The sequence below is a fragment of the Azospirillum sp. TSH20 genome, assembly GCF_003115935.1.
In the GTDB taxonomy this organism is placed as follows: Bacteria; Pseudomonadota; Alphaproteobacteria; order Azospirillales; family Azospirillaceae; genus Azospirillum.
Genome location: NZ_LGQU01000003.1, coordinates 16,684 through 31,403, shown reverse-complemented (window position 1 = coordinate 31,403; position 14,720 = coordinate 16,684). Strand labels below are relative to the sequence as shown.

Sequence of the window (14,720 nt, the reverse complement as noted above, 5' to 3'; positions counted from 1 at the left end):
GGGTCGGGGTGGGGGCAAGCGGAGCCGAACTTAGGCGCTCTTGGTCGTCGACAGGTCGTAGGAGACCGAGATCGGCGTGCCGGCCTTGTTCTTGTCGTCGTACGGGATGAACTTGTACTCCATCTTGGTGAAGCTGATGGAGATCGACTCCGACGGACGGTCGCCGCCCGACGACATCGAGTAGGCCGAGACCAGGGCGTTGGTCAGCGTGTACTCGGCATAGGTGTTGCCCGGGCTGCCAGTGGTGACGAGGTGGATCTGCACCTTCTTGCCGATGGCGCCGGTGCAGGATTCGACGAAGAACTTCGGCGAGGAGCTGTCCATCAGCTTGGTGATGGTCACTTCCGACACCGACGGCTCCGACGCCTCGCGGTTGGTGGTCGAGCCCGACGGGGTGCTGATGGCGCGGCCGACGCCCCACTGCAGCGAACCGACGTCCAGCCACTTCTTGTGGGTCTCGTGCGTGGCCTCGCCGTCGATGCCTTCGTACTTGATGTAGATCGCCATGTTGGTCTCCTCGCTCTCTCTTGAAGGTCGGTCTTAACGGGTAAGCTTGATCTGTGCAGTATGGTTACGAAAGAATTGAGGCGGGTGCTGTGACGGGCGTCACCGCCCGCCTGTTTTTTCTCGCCCCCGCCCCGGCTCTCCCGCTTCCGGATGGGTCAGGCGATGTCGTAGACGAAGCGGTCTTCGCCATCGACCGAGACGTGGACGCGGGTGATCGGTTCGCCGTCGCCCATGCGGGCGAGGATGCGGGACGAGATTTCCGGCAGCAGCGTGCGGCTCAGGATGGTCTCGATGTTGCGGGCGCCGCTCGACACCTCCTGGCAGCGGCTGACGATGCTCTGGACCAGATCGTCGGAGTAGGAGAAGGCGGCCTTGTAGTTCTGCACCACCCGCTTGGCGATGCGGTTCAACTGCAGGACCACGATCTTCGCCAGATTCTCGTCGGACAGCTGGAAATACGGGATGACCGTGCAGCGGCCGAGGAAGGCCGGCTTGAAGCTCTTCTGCAGTTCCGGATGCAGCGCCTCCAGCAGCCCGTCGGCGTCCGGCGCGGTCTCCGGATCGGCGCACAGCTTGTGGATCAGGTCGGTGCCGGCGTTCGACGTCATGATGATGACGGTGTTCTTGAAGTCGATGTCGCGGCCTTCGCCGTCCTTGATCGTGCCCTTGTCGAACACCTGGAAGAAGATGTCCTGCACGCCGGGATGGGCCTTTTCCAGCTCGTCCAGCAGCACGACGCTGTAGGGCCGGCGGCGCACCGCCTCGGTCAAGACGCCACCTTCGCCGAAGCCGACATAGCCGGGAGGCGACCCGAGCAGCAGGGAGACCTTATGCTCCTCCTTGTACTCGGTCATGTTGATGGTGGTGACGTTCTGCTCGCCGCCATAGATCAGGTCGGCCAGGGTCAGCGCCGTCTCGGTCTTGCCGACGCCCGAGGTGCCGACCATCAGGAAGACGCCGATCGGCTTGCGCGGGTCGGTCAGCTTGGCCCGGCTGGTCCACATCGCCTGGGCGATGGCGTCCAGCGCATGGTCCTGGCCGATGATCCGCTCCTTCATGCGGTCGGCGAGCGACAGGATGGTCTTGATCTCGTTGGAGACCATGCGGCCGACCGGAACGCCGGTCCAGTTGGCGACCACCTCGGCCACCGCCTGCCCGTCCACCGCGACCTTGACCAGCGGGTCCTCGCCCTGCAGCGCGGTCAGCTCGGCGGTCAACGCGCTCAGCTTGGCGTTCAGCGCCTCGGCGTCGAGCGGCTCCGCGGGAGCTGCACCCTCCGCGGCCGGGGCCTTGGCCTGCTCGTGCGCGGCGACCAGCTGGTCACGCGTCTCGTTGATCGCCTTGACCAGCTCCAGTTCCTTGGTCCAGCGCGCCTCCAGCGTCGCCAGATCGGCCTGGGTGGCGGCGATCTTGTCCTTCAGCGCGGCGAGCAGTTCGGCATGGTCGATGCCGATGGCCTCCTCGCGCTCCAGGATCGCGACCTCGGTCTCGGTCAGCTGGATGGTGCGGCGGCGGTCCTCGATGGCCGGCGGGGTCGCGGTCTGGCTCATCGCCACGCGGGCGCAGGCGGTGTCGAGCAGGCTGACCGCCTTGTCGGGCAGCTGGCGCGCCGGGATGTAGCGACTGGACAGGCGGACCGATTCGATCAGCCCTTCGGTGACGATGCGGACCTTGTGGTGCTTCTCCAGCGTGGCGGTCAGGCCGCGCATCATGTCGACGGCGACCGGCTCCGCCGGCTCCTCCACCTTCACGACCTGGAAGCGGCGGGTCAGCGCCGGGTCCTTTTCGAAATACTTCTTGTATTCGGCCCAGGTGGTGGCGGCGATCGTGCGCATCTCGCCGCGCGCCAGGGCGGGCTTCAGCAGGTTGGCGGCGTCGTTCTGGCCGGCCTGCCCGCCGGCGCCGATCAGAGTGTGCGCCTCGTCGATGAACATGATGATGGGCTGGCTGGAGCCCTTCACCTCGTCGATGACACCCTTCAGCCGGTTCTCGAACTCGCCCTTCATGCCGGCGCCAGCCTGCAGCAGGCCGAGGTCGAGCGACAGCAGGCGGACGTTGCGCAGGTCGGGCGGCACGTCGCCGGCGGCGATGCGCAGCGCAAAGCCTTCGACCACCGCCGTCTTGCCGACGCCGGCCTCGCCGGTCAGGATCGGGTTGTTCTGGCGGCGGCGGGTCAGCACGTCGATGATCTGGCGGATCTCGGCGTCGCGGCCCAGCACCGGATCGATCTTGCCGTTCTTGGCACGGTCGGTCAGGTCGATGGTGTACTGGTCGAGGTTGGGGGTTGCCCCGCCCGCCTTCGGCGCACCACCGGCCGACGCCGCGGCGGCACCGCCACCGGCAGCCGCGACCGGGGCGCTGGTCCGCGCCTCCGCCGTGTCGGCGACGATCTTGGGCAGGTCGCGGCGCAGAGCCTCGGCGGTGATCTTCGCGAACTGGCCGGACATGTCGCGCGCCTGGGCCGACAGCGATTCGTCGGACAGCAGAGCCGTAAGCAGATGGCCGGAGCGCACCGCCCCCTCGCCATATTGCAGGGAGGCCAGCACCCACGCCTCGCGCATCAGCTGGACGAGGTTGGGCGACAGCGCAGGGGCGCGGCTGTTGCCGGTCTTCAGCTTGTCCAGCACCCGCGTCAGGTCGGCCGACAGCCGGCCGGCGTCGATTTCATAGACGCGCAGGATGGCGGAGATGTCGCCGTCCGCTGCACCGATCAGCTGGAGAAGCCAGTGCTCGATCTCGCAATTGTAATGCGTGCGCGACAGCGTCTGACCGGCCGCCGCCTCCAGCGCCCGCCGGCACAGAGGATTCAGCCGGGAAATCATGCTCTGCAGATCGACCGCCACCATGGCTCCACCCCCTTCTCGTGCTTTCGAATCTTCAACCCATGCGAGCAGAACGCCCTTGGCGTCCGCTCCATCTCGACCGGCCGGCCGGTTCGTCCTGTGGCTGTACCGCGAACTCTGGCCAAGCTATTTCGAAAAATCCACAGCAATGCTTCTCAAGCCGAATGAAACTTTCCAGCATCTTTCTCGGAACATGCGCGCAACATCGTCAAATTCGTCATATATTGCATAAATGCGCGGTCATGCATACGCACTGTCCAAGGAACATCGATCGGCTCTCCTTGAGCGTGCAGCCTCCCGACCGATTGCGGATGGGCCCCCGGCGTCAGAAGCCGGGCCAGCACCGCTTCGCAGCGGCCGGCATCGTCGCCGCGCTGGGAATGGCCGCCGAGCCAAGCCTCCACCGGCGTCGCTTGGGTTGACCAATCGAAGGGCGTCGCCAGAATCGCGCCGCCACCGTCCGCCACCGCCCCGTCGATGGCGTGCAGAAGCGCCGGCGGCGAAGCCACGCAATCGAGCACGTTCATCGCCGCAACCAAGGCAAATCGCTGCGGGGCGAAAGGAGGGAACAGCGCGTCGCCGATCCAGAAATCGACCCGCTCCGCCCCGGCGAACCGGGCCTCGATCCGCCGGCGGTCATAGGCGATGCCGGAGCGGCGCAGCGGAAAGACCGCCTCCCCCCGCTCCATCACCCGCCGCGCCAGCATCAGCAGCGGCCAGTGCAGGTCGAGCCCGACCACGAGGCCACCGGTCCGGTCCGCCAGTTCGAAGCTGGTCCGTCCGGCGCCGCAGCCGAGGTCCAGCACCGGCCCGGCCGGCAGCGCGCCCAGGCGCTCCAGCCCGGCGTCAAGACAGCGCACCACCGACCCAGCCCCGCCCGGCGGCGTCGCGGGGTCAAGGTCGCCGTAATGGTCCCAGCCATAGCTGGACAGGTGCTGGCGCGTGGCGTTGAAGGCGCTGTCGGGGCCGAAGCCATCGCCCAGCACACCCTCCATCGCCGCCGGCAGGTCGGTGCGCGTGGTCAGCAGATGGCCGTTGGCCGCCATCCAGCCGCGCAGGTCGGGAACCAGGATCGGAACGCCGTCGACAATGGGATATTCCATGGCGCAGGCGTCGTTGCCGCACACCAGAGTGCCCCAGCGCACATCCTCCGCCGTCGCCTGCTCCACCATGCCCAGCGCCAACGGCACCGCGGCTCCGCGGGTGGCGAGGCAGCGCGGGCAGACCGGGCGCAGACTCTCGAAATGGCCGAGGCGCATGCGGTCAGCCGCCGATGATGACGGTGGGGCAGCCGGGCGGCAGCACCTTGCCGACCGGTGCGGGGATCGGGGCGACGCAGCTGGTGTGTGCGGTCATGTCGTTGATCCGGGCAGCCGGCAGGCTGTTGATGAGAACGGTGCCCGACCCTTGCGAAATCATGCCGGGACCGGCGGGAACGCAGCCGGGCAGCACGCAGGGGGCGGAGATGTCGGTCAGCCGCGCCGCCGGCATCTTGCCGATCAGCACCGTCGGACTGCCCAGGATGATCGCCAGCGGCAGGCCCGGATGGGGTGCCGGCGCCGGCACCGGGGCCGGCGGGTGGATCGGTGCGTGGCAGTGCGGCGTGTCCTGCTTGATCAGGTCGCCGAGGCGGGCAGCGGGCGGCATCCTGGTGACTCCGGCCGGTCAGAACGGCGATTCGCCGGCAGCCACCGGGCAGCCGGACAGGAAGGGCGACGGGACGCCCGGCGATTGCGGCAGAAGCGGGCGGCCGGCGCGGAACATCATCCGCGACACCACCGTCTCGCCATCCTCCGCGAAGAAGAGGCACGGTCCCTCCAGCACCCCCGCGGCGATGCCGACCCGCGCCAGCAGCCGGCCGGAGGGGTCGCGCTTTTCCACCAGCACAGGCATGCCGGTCTCCTCGGGCACGGCCACATCGGCCGGCAGGCCGATGGCGATGCCTTGCGGGTTGTACGGATTGGCGCCAGGAGTCATCGCAAAAGGCATCCCGAGGAGCTTCGTTCCGATGTCAGACCGGCAGCATTCATCCGCAATTGCGTTTCGTCAAGCTTGTCGGGCTAGCCCACCGGCTAATTTGTTACGCAATTGCAATATTTCGTTCGTCCAGGGCTGCCATGACGAATAGCCTTGTCGAAACGTTGTAAGTAACGCTATCAATTTTGCGGCTTGAACGCTTACTCCCAAACTGGCGGGAGCGCCGGCGGTCGGCTATTGCTTCTTTCATATGAATGCGGAAAGGGTGTTCTCCTTAACATGGCGTCACCGCAAATTTTCGACATTGAAGAGCTTCTGCAGCCGATCGAAGGTGAATCCGAGTCCGGAATCGACCTGCGCGAGAATGCCTCGGCCGACTACTACACGGTAAAGGATGCGCGCAGCGCCGCCCGCGCCGCGGAACGCTCCATGGATGTGGAGGACGATGCCGGCGGGCTGCTGCCGGAATGGCGCACCATCCTGGAGGTCAGCCCCAGAATCCTGCGCACCCAGGCCAAGGACCTGGAGGTCACCGCCTGGTACATCGAGGCGCTGCTGCGGGCGGAGGGCTATGCCGGCCTGCGTGACGGCTTCGCGCTGGCCCGCGGCCTGGTGGAGCGGTTCTGGGACGGGCTGTATCCCGCCCCGGACGAGGACGGCATCGCCACCCGCGTGGGCCCGCTGACCGGACTGAACGGTGAATCGGCCGACGGCACGCTGATCCAGCCGATCCGCAAGGTGCCGCTGACGATGGGGGACATCCCCTATTCACTCTGGCAGTACGAGCAGGCGGTGGAGCTGGCGAAGATCACCGACGAAGCGCGCCGGCAGGCGCGAATCGACAACGGTGCCGTCACCTGGGAACAGTTCGAGCAGAGCGTGCGCGAGACGCCGGCGTCGGAATTCAAGACGCTCGTCGAGGACATCCAGGGCGCCATCGACGAGTTCGAGGCGCTGGGCAAGATCCTCTACGACAAGGCCGGCTACGATTCGCCGCCCGCCGGCAACATCCGCAACGTGCTGGCGGCGGCGCTGGACGCGGTGAACTACGCCGCGCGCGACCGTTTGGCGACCCTGTCCGGCGACGAGCCGGAGGCAGCGGCCGACAGCCCCTCGGGATCGACCGAGCTGGTGGCGGCCGGCGGCGGGGCCGTGGCCGCGACGGCGAAGGTCCAGGCCAGCGGGGCCGTTGCAACGCGCGAGGAGGCCTTCAAGGTCCTCTTGCAGGTCGCCGATTTCTTCCGCAAGACGGAACCCCATTCCCCCATCTCCTACACGCTGGAGGAGGTGGTCCGCCGCGGCCGCATGTCGTTGCAGGAACTCCTGCTGGAGCTCATCACCGACGAGGAAACGCGGCGGCAGTTCTTCATCGCGTCCGGCGCCAAGGCGCCGCCGCCGGCAGAACAATCCGGGTATTGACGATCATCGCCTATCCTACGGCGTGAGCAGGGAGGTCCGATCACATGGCGAGTATCCACCAGAAGCTGGATCGCGTGCGCAAGCCCCGCGTCCACATCACCTACGACGTCGAGACCGAAGGCGCGACCGTCGTCAAGGAGCTGCCCTTCGTCGTGGGCGTCCTCGGCGACTTCTCGGGCGATCCGACCGAGCCGCTGAAGCCGCTGAAGGACCGCAAGTTCATTCAGATCGACCGCGACAACTTCAACGACGTCATGGCCCGCATGACGCCCGGCCTGAAGATGAAGGTCGACAACACCCTGGCCGACGACGGCACCCAGCTGTCGGTCGATCTCGCCTTCAAGTCGATGGAGGATTTCGAGCCGGGCCGCGTCGTCCAGCAGGTCGAGCCGCTGCGCAAGCTGCTGGAGACCCGCAACCAGCTGCGCGACCTGCTGAGCAAGGCCGACCGCTCGGAAGAGCTGGAAGGTCTGCTGGAGCGCGTGCTGCAGAACACCGACGAGCTGAAGGCGCTGAGCGGTGAGCTCGGCACCGAGACGAAGGAGGGCTGATCCCATGAGCGACGCTCAGACCCAGGGCGCTGCCGCCGCCGGCGCGGTCGCCGAAGGTACCGGCCTCTCGATCCTCGACCAGGCCATCGCCGCCACCAAGCAGACCGAGCCGGACCGTGCGCAGGAGCTGCTGCGCACCCTGACCCAGGAAGCGCTGGCCGGTACGGTCACCTTCAACAAGAACCTGGGCCAGACGATCAACAAGGCGATCGCCGCGATCGACGCCAAGATCAGCAAGCAGCTCAACGCCATCATGCACCACGAGAAGTTCCAGAAGCTGGAAGGATCGTGGCGCGGCCTGAACTATCTGGTCATGAACTCGGAGACGGGCTCGACGCTCAAGATCCGCGTCATGAACTGCCCGAAGAAGGACCTGTACAAGGACATCTCGAAGGCGGTCGAATTCGACCAGAGCAACCTGTTCAAGAAGATCTACGAGAACGAGTTCGGCATCGCCGGCGGCGAGCCCTACGGCGCCCTGATCGGCGACTACGAGTTCACCAACCACCCCGACGACATGGAGCTGCTGACCGGCGTCTCCAACGTCGCGGCGGCAGCCTTCGCGCCGTTCATCTCCGCCGCCAGCCCGAAGCTGTTCGGCTTCGAGGACATGACCGAGCTGTCGAAGCCGCGCGACCTGGAGAAGATCTTCGACAGCGTCGAGTACACCAAGTGGCGCAGCTTCCGTGAGAGCGACGACAGCCGCTTCGTCACGCTGACCATGCCGCGCGTGCTGGCCCGCATGCCCTACGGCGCCAACACCAAGCCGGTCGAGGAGTTCGAGTACGAGGAGGCCCCGTACGAAGGCGGCATCGCCCGGCCGATGGCCCACAACGACTATTGCTGGATGAACGCCTCCTACGCGATGGGCCAGCGCCTGACCAACGCCTTCTCGCAGTATGGCTGGTGCACGGCCATCCGCGGCGCCGAGGGCGGCGGCAAGGTCGAGAACCTGCCCTTCCACACCTTCACTTCCGACGACGGCGACAGCGACGCCAAGTGCCCGACCGAGATCGGCATCACCGACCGTCGCGAGGCCGAGCTGTCGAAGCTGGGCTTCCTGCCGCTCTGCCACTACAAGAACCAGGACTACGCAGTCTTCTTCGGCGCCCAGACCACGCAGAAGCCCAAGAAGTACGACCGGCCGGAGGCGACCGCGAACGCCGCGATCTCCGCCCGCCTGCCCTACATCATGGCGACCTCGCGTTTCGCCCATTACCTGAAGATCATGGCGCGCGACAAGATCGGCTCCTTCATGGAGGCGAGCGACTGCGAGGCGTGGCTGAACCGCTGGATCCTGAACTACGTCAACGGCAACGAAGCCGCGGGCCAGGAGATGAAGGCGAAGTACCCGCTGGCCGAAGCCAAGGTGCAGGTGAAGGAGATCCCGGGCAAGCCCGGCTCCTACAACGCCGTCGCCTGGATGCGCCCGTGGCTGCAGATGGAGGAACTGACCACCTCCATGCGCATGGTCGCCCGCATCCCGCAGGCCGGCTGATAGCCGCATGAGCGAGGCAGCGGCCGACTTTCATGCCGACGACGCGGAGGCGACGGTCCTTGAACGGCCGTTGCGTCTGCGGGCGGTCGACATGGCGATCGGCCGCGACGACCCCGGCCTGCTCGACGCCTTCCTGGCGGCGGATGGGCCGGGCGAGGCGCTTCGCCTGTGGTTCGGGATCACCCTTCCCGTCTATGACAGCCTGGACACGCTGCGCGCCGCGCTCGACCGCGACATCGCGGCCATCGACGCGCTGCTGACCGAGCAGGTCAACGCCATCCTGCACCACAAGCGCTTCCAATCGCTGGAGGCGTCGTGGCGCGGGGTGCGCACGCTGGTGAAGCAGGCGCAGACCGCCGAGACGGTGGTGCTGCGGCTGCTGAACCTGACCTGGGCCGAACTGTGCCGCGACCAGGAGCGCGCCATCGAGTTCGACCAGAGCCAGCTGTTCAACAAGGTCTACAGCGACGAATTCGGCATGCCCGGCGGCCGTCCGTTCGGCGTGCTGCTGTGCGACTACGCGGTGCAGCATCGCCCGACCAAGGAGCGGCCGACCGACGACGTGTCCGGCCTGAAAGGGCTGGCGCAGGTCGCCGCGGCGGCTTTCGCCCCCGCCATCGTCGGGGCTGCGCCGGAGCTGTTCGGGCTGGAGACCTTCCACGAGCTTGGCCTGCCGCTGGACCTGAAATCGGTGCTGCGGCAGACGGAATACCAGCGCTGGCACCGCTTCCAGGAGACCGAGGATTCGCGCTTCATCGGCGTGGCGTTGCCGCGCGTGCTGATGCGCGAGCCCTATGGCGACGATCCGCAGGCCCGCCACGGCTTCCGCTACCGCGAGGAGTCCCTCGGCGGGGAAGGCGGAATGCGGCTGGAGGACCATTGCTGGGGCAACGCGGTATACGCCTTCGGCACCGTGCTGATCCGCTCCTTCCTGCATCATGGCTGGTTCGCCGACATCCGCGGCGCCCAGCGCGACGTGGTCGGCGGCGGGCTGGTGACCGAACTGGTGGTGCCGGACTTCGCCACCGACGCCACGAAGGTGGCCCAGAAATTCTCGGTCGAGGTTTCGATCTCCGACCAATTGGAACGGGACCTGGACGATCTCGGCTTCATCCCGATCAGCCGCTGCAAGGACACGCCCTATCTGGTCTTCTACGGCAACCAGTCGGTCCAGCGGGTCGGGCAGTACACCAACATGACGGCGACCGCCAACGCCCGGCTGTCGGCCATGATGCGCTACATGTTCTGCGTGGCGCGCTTCGCCCATTTTCTGAAAGTGATGGTGCGCGACCGCGTCGGCGCCTTCGTCACGCCGGAGGAATGCGAGCGCGACCTGCAGAGCTGGCTGCACGGCTATTGCCTGGGCAACGACGACGCCAGCCTGGACCAGAAGGCTCGCTATCCCTTGCGCGAGGGCAGCATCCAGGTCCGCGCCATCCCGGGCAAGCCCGGCAACTATCAATGCGTCATCCATCTACGGCCGCACTTCCAGCTCGATCAGGTCTTCTCGACCTTCAAGCTGGTGACGGAGCTGGCCCAAACCGGCGGGGCAGCCTGATCCGTATCGGGCGCGCCATCCAGGGGAGAAACCGATCATGAGCGAAACCGCAGCCCAGCTCTTCCAGGCGGGCCGCCTCGACGAGGCGATCACCGCGCTGAACGGCGAGATCAAGAAGAAGCCCACCGACCTCGACCGCCGCGTCTTCCTGGCCGAACTGCTGAGCTTCGCCGGCAACCTGGAGCGCGCCGACCTGCAGCTCGACACCATCGGCACGCAGGAGCCGCAGGTCGCCGTCACCATGGCGCTGTTCCGCCAACTGGTGCGCGCCGAGCAGGCTCGGGGCCAGCTGTTCGCCGACGGCCGGGTGCCCGAGTTCATCGACCAGCCCGCCGACCATCTGCGCCTGCATCTGGAGGCGCTGGTGGCGCTTCGCGCCGGCGACACCGTCGACGCGGTGACGAAGCTGGCCCAGGCGGAGGAGATGCGCCCGCCGGTGTCCGGCAGCCATGACGGCACGCCGTTCGAGGATTTCCGCGACCTGGACGACCTGACCGGCGGCTTCTTCGAGGTCTTCACCAGCACCGGCAAGTATTTCTGGATCGCCACCGAGACGGTGGAGCTGGTCGAGTTCCGCGCGCCCGAACGGCCGCGCGACCTGCTGTGGCGCCCGGCCCACATGACGGTGCGCGGCGGCCCGGACGGCGAGGTCTATCTGCCGGCGCTGTATGGCGGCGCCCCCGCCGATGCCGACGCCGCGGTGAAGCTCGGCCGCGTGACGGAATGGTCGGAGGACGCACCGGTGCGCGGGCAAGGCCAGCGCTGCTTCCTGGTGGGGGAAGAGGCGGTGCCGATGATGCAGCTGGGCACGCTGGAGTTCTCTGGGGCGGTGTGAGGCTCCTGATGCCGGTGCCCCCACCTAACCTCCCCCGCTGGGCGGGGGAGGGACTGCCGCTGCCCTTCCAAACAAGCACTCATTCCCTCCCCCGCCCAGCGGGGGAGGGTTAGGGTGGGGGCAAGCGAGAACGCACCTTCCGAAGGTCACCATGGATCGCAACCAATCCATCACCCTGTCCGTCCTGGACCGTCTGCTCGACGACACGCCGGAGCACATGGCGCCGCGGCCGCACACCGTGGCGGATCTGCGGGCGGCGATCCGGCGCGACCTGGAGAACCTGCTGAACACCCGGCGTCGGGTGCTTGGCTGGCCGGACGATCTGACGGAGCTGGCGGACTCGATCCTCGGTTATGGCTGCCACGACCTGCTGGTCGAGAATGTCGGCACCGAATCCCGCCGGCGCGAGGTGGTGGCGCAGATCGAGGCCGCGATCCGGCGGTGGGAGCCGCGCTTCGCCCAGCTGGCGGTGAGCATGGTCGAGAACAGCGACCCGGCCGACCGCACGCTGCGCTTCCGGATCGAGGCGCTGATCCATGCCGATCCGGCGCCGGAGCCGATGGTGTTCGATTCGGTGGTCGATCCCACCTCCAACATGGTCACCGTGACGAGCAAGGCCCGTGGCTGACGAACTCCTCCCATACTACAACCGCGAGCTGACCTATCTGCGCCGCATGGCGGCGGAGTTCTCGGAGGCGCATCCGAAGATCGCCGGCCGGCTGCGGCTCAGCGCCGACGCGGTGGAGGATCCGCATGTCGCCCGGCTGCTGGAGGGCGTCGCCTTCCTCAACGCTCGCATCAGCCGCAAGCTGGACGACGAGTATCCAGAGCTGGTCGACACGCTGCTCGACGTGCTTTATCCGCACTATCTGGCGCCGATTCCGTCGATGGCGGTGGTGCAGATGCGGAGCAGCGCGGACCTGACCGGCGCCCACACCGTGCCGAAGGGGACGGAGCTGGAGACCGAGGCGCTGCGGGGCGAGACCTGCCGCTTCCGCACCGTCTATCCGGCGACGCTGTGGCCGGTCGATCTGGATCAGGCGGTGCTGAGCGGTCGACCGCTGGTGGCGCCGCCCAATCCGCGGGCGGGCGATGCGGTGGCGGCGTTGCGGCTGACCCTGCGCTGCCGCGTGCCGGAGATGACCTTCACCGAACTGGGTCCGGAAACCCTGCGCTTCTTCCTGCGCGGCCAGCCGCAGCAGGTCTATGCCCTGCACGAACTGATCTTCAACAACGCCGTCTCGGTGGCGCTGGCCGACGATCCGCACGACCCGAACGCGGTGATCCTCGGCCCCGACGCCATCCGTCCCGTCGGATTCGGCGACGAGGAGGGCATGCTGCCCTACCCCGCCCGCTCCCATGGCGGCTACCGGCTGCTGACCGAATATTTCGCCTTTCCCGAGAAGTTCCTGTTCTTCGACCTGAACATCTCGCCGAAGGTGCTGCGCCGCGCCGGCAACACGCTGGAGGTCTTCATCTATCTGAACAGCACCGACGGCGACCTGGAGCGCGCGGTGTCGAAGGACAACTTCGCCCTGGGCTGCACGCCGGTGGTCAATCTGTTCCGCCAGCGGGCGGAGCCGGTGGCGCTGACCCAGACCCAGCACGAGCACCGGGTGGTCCCCGACGCCCGCCGTCCCGGCGCGCTGGAAGTCTATTCGGTCGACAGCGTGCTGGCCACCGATCCCGACGGCAAGCAGCGGCGGTTCCTGCCCTTCTACGGCCTGCGCCATGGCGGGATGGAGGCGGTCAGCCGCACCTATTACACCGCCAGCCGCCGCCCGGCCGGCGGGCGCGATCCGGGAACGGAAGTGCATCTGGCGCTGGTCGATCTCGATTTCGATCCGTCCAGCCCGGCGGAATCGGTGCTGTCGGTCGAGACGACCTGCCTGAACCGCGACCTGCCCTCGCAACTGCCCTATGGCGGCGGCCATCCGCACCTGAAGCTGATGGAGGGAATGGCGGCGGTGTCCGGTGTCGCCTGCCTGACGCCGCCGACGCCGACGCTGCGCATCGCCGAGCGCAAGGGCCACCGCTGGCGCCTCGTCTCCCACCTGCTGCTCAATCACCTGTCGATCTCCGGCGGGGCGGAGGGGACGGAGGCGCTGCGCGAAATCCTGCGGCTCTACGACTTCCGCGATTCGGCCGAGACGCGCGGCATCGCCGACGGCCTCGTCAAGGTCACGACCAAGCGCGGCACCGCGCGGGCGCCATCGCGGCCGGGCGATGTCGCCTGGGGCGACGCCATCTGCCGCGGCATCGATGTCGGCATCGAATTCGACCCGCAGCGCTTCAGCGGCAGCGGCATGTTCCTGCTGGCGATGATCCTCGACCATTTCCTGGGGCTGTACTGCTCGATCAATTCCTTCACGCGGCTGACCGCTACGGTCAAGGGCCGCACCGGAGTGCTCCGCACATGGCCCGCCCGCGCCGGCAATCGCCCGCTTCTGTGATCGACCGGCTGTTCCGCACCCCCCACCGCTTCGACTTCTTCCAGGCGGTTCGGGTGCTGGAATGGCAGGCCCGGCGCGATGCGCGCGACCCGCGCAACGCCCGCCGCCACGCCGTGGGCCACGACCATGACCCGCGCGAGGAGGTGGTGCGTCTGCGCGCCGAAACCTCGCTGACCTTCCCCGGCAATCAGGTGGCGGGGACGGAGCCGGGCCAGGACGGCCGGCCGCCGACGGTGATCGGCGCCTTCATGGGGCTGGTCGGGCCGCTGGGCGTGCTGCCGCAGCACTACACCGAGATCATGATCCGCTCCTTGCGCGAGCGGAACCGGTCCCTGCGCGACTTCTTCGACGTCTTCCATCACCGCAGCTTCTCGCTGTTCTACCGCGCCTGGGCCAAATACCGGCTGCCGGTGTCCTTCGAGCGCGGGCAAGGATCGCGGGAGCCCGATCCGGTCAGCACCACCCTGTCCAGCTTCGTCGGCATCGGCCAGCCGTCGCTGACCAAGCGGCTGGTGGTGGAGGACGAAACGCTTCTGCATTATTCCGGGCTGCTGTCGCGCGGGACCCGCTCGGCCGTCGATCTGCAGGAGATGCTGTCGGATTTCCTCGGCCGGCCGGTGACGGTGGAGAGCTTCGTCGGCGGCTGGCTGCCGATCGCGGCGGACGGGCAGACGCGGCTGCCGACGATGGCCGAGCCGGAAGGCCGGCATTGCCGGCTGGGCATCGACGCGCTGGCCGGCGACCGCGCCTGGGACGTCCAGGGCAAGTTCCGCCTGCGCATCGGCCCGCTGAACCACGACCAGTTCCGCGACTTCATGCCGGAAGGCCGCGAGTTCCGGAAGCTGCAGGATCTGGTCCGCATGTATGTCGGGCCGGAACTGGATTTCGAGCTTCAGGTGACGTTGCAGGCGCCGGAGGTGCCGGGCGCCCGGCTGGCTGCCGGGGAGGACGACCGCGACGCCACGCGGCTGGGCTGGAACGGCTGGGTGCTGCACGCGCCGAGCCCGGTCGAACGCAAGGACGCGGTGTTTCCGATGCAGGATTTGTGAGTGGTTGCCCGCTTGCCCCCACCCTCCCGC

Annotated in this window: 13 protein-coding genes; 8 read left to right on the top strand and 5 right to left on the bottom strand. The window is 67.7% G+C overall.

Annotated features, from left to right (window positions below; genetic code table 11):
• Nucleotides 1-30: 30 nt before the first annotated feature.
• From TSH20_RS01450 to TSH20_RS01430, 5 genes are all read right to left on the bottom strand, one after another.
• A complete protein-coding gene (locus tag TSH20_RS01450) occupies nt 31-507 on the bottom strand; it encodes a type VI secretion system tube protein Hcp (RefSeq protein WP_109073055.1) in 477 nt (158 codons plus the stop codon).
• 155 nt (nt 508-662) lie between these two features.
• A complete protein-coding gene (gene tssH / locus TSH20_RS01445; RefSeq protein ID WP_109073054.1) occupies nt 663-3,353 on the bottom strand; it encodes a type VI secretion system ATPase TssH in 2,691 nt (896 codons plus the stop codon).
• A 152-nt stretch (nt 3,354-3,505) separates the two neighbouring features.
• Nucleotides 3,506-4,609, bottom strand: a complete 1,104-nt coding sequence (locus tag TSH20_RS01440; protein WP_109073053.1) for a methyltransferase domain-containing protein — start codon at nt 4,607-4,609, stop codon at nt 3,506-3,508.
• Between the two features lie 4 nt (nt 4,610-4,613).
• Complete coding sequence (locus TSH20_RS01435) at nt 4,614-4,997, bottom strand: PAAR domain-containing protein (RefSeq protein ID WP_109073052.1); 384 nt, start codon at nt 4,995-4,997, stop codon at nt 4,614-4,616.
• An 18-nt stretch (nt 4,998-5,015) separates the two neighbouring features.
• On the bottom strand, nt 5,016-5,327 hold the full coding sequence (locus tag TSH20_RS01430) for a hypothetical protein (protein WP_109073051.1): 312 nt from the start codon (nt 5,325-5,327) through the stop codon (nt 5,016-5,018).
• Nucleotides 5,328-5,606: 279 nt separating this feature from the next.
• Here TSH20_RS01430 and tssA point away from each other — a divergent pair, with 279 nt between their 5' ends.
• The 8 genes from tssA (at nt 5,607) to tssG (ending at nt 14,690) form a co-directional block, all read left to right on the top strand.
• Nucleotides 5,607-6,746, top strand: a complete 1,140-nt coding sequence (gene tssA, locus TSH20_RS01425; protein ID WP_109073050.1) for a type VI secretion system protein TssA — start codon at nt 5,607-5,609, stop codon at nt 6,744-6,746.
• A 44-nt stretch (nt 6,747-6,790) separates the two neighbouring features.
• Nucleotides 6,791-7,297 (top strand): type VI secretion system contractile sheath small subunit, encoded by a 507-nt coding sequence (tssB, locus tag TSH20_RS01420; protein WP_085089690.1) that lies wholly within the window; start codon nt 6,791-6,793, stop codon nt 7,295-7,297.
• 4 nt (nt 7,298-7,301) lie between these two features.
• Entirely contained in the window at nt 7,302-8,795 is a 1,494-nt protein-coding gene (tssC, locus tag TSH20_RS01415; protein ID WP_085089691.1) for a type VI secretion system contractile sheath large subunit, read from the top strand.
• 7 nt (nt 8,796-8,802) lie between these two features.
• The gene (tssC, locus tag TSH20_RS01410) at nt 8,803-10,353 is read left to right on the top strand and encodes a type VI secretion system contractile sheath large subunit (protein ID WP_109073049.1); all 1,551 of its coding nucleotides are present in this window, start codon (nt 8,803-8,805) and stop codon (nt 10,351-10,353) included.
• A 37-nt stretch (nt 10,354-10,390) separates the two neighbouring features.
• Nucleotides 10,391-11,188 carry a type VI secretion system accessory protein TagJ gene (locus tag TSH20_RS01405; RefSeq protein ID WP_109073048.1) on the top strand — a complete coding sequence of 266 codons (798 nt, stop codon included), beginning with the start codon at nt 10,391-10,393 and terminating at the stop codon, nt 11,186-11,188.
• A 151-nt stretch (nt 11,189-11,339) separates the two neighbouring features.
• Nucleotides 11,340-11,816, top strand: a complete 477-nt coding sequence (gene tssE / locus TSH20_RS01400; protein ID WP_085089694.1) for a type VI secretion system baseplate subunit TssE — start codon at nt 11,340-11,342, stop codon at nt 11,814-11,816.
• The gene (gene tssF, locus TSH20_RS01395) at nt 11,809-13,641 is read left to right on the top strand and encodes a type VI secretion system baseplate subunit TssF (protein WP_109073047.1); all 1,833 of its coding nucleotides are present in this window, start codon (nt 11,809-11,811) and stop codon (nt 13,639-13,641) included. Before tssE ends, tssF begins: the two co-directional genes overlap by 8 nt.
• Nucleotides 13,605-14,690: a type VI secretion system baseplate subunit TssG gene (gene tssG, locus TSH20_RS01390; protein WP_109073046.1), complete on the top strand. Its 1,086-nt coding sequence runs from the start codon at nt 13,605-13,607 to the stop codon at nt 14,688-14,690. The genes tssF and tssG overlap by 37 nt, the downstream gene beginning before the upstream one ends.
• Nucleotides 14,691-14,720: the final 30 nt, after the last annotated feature.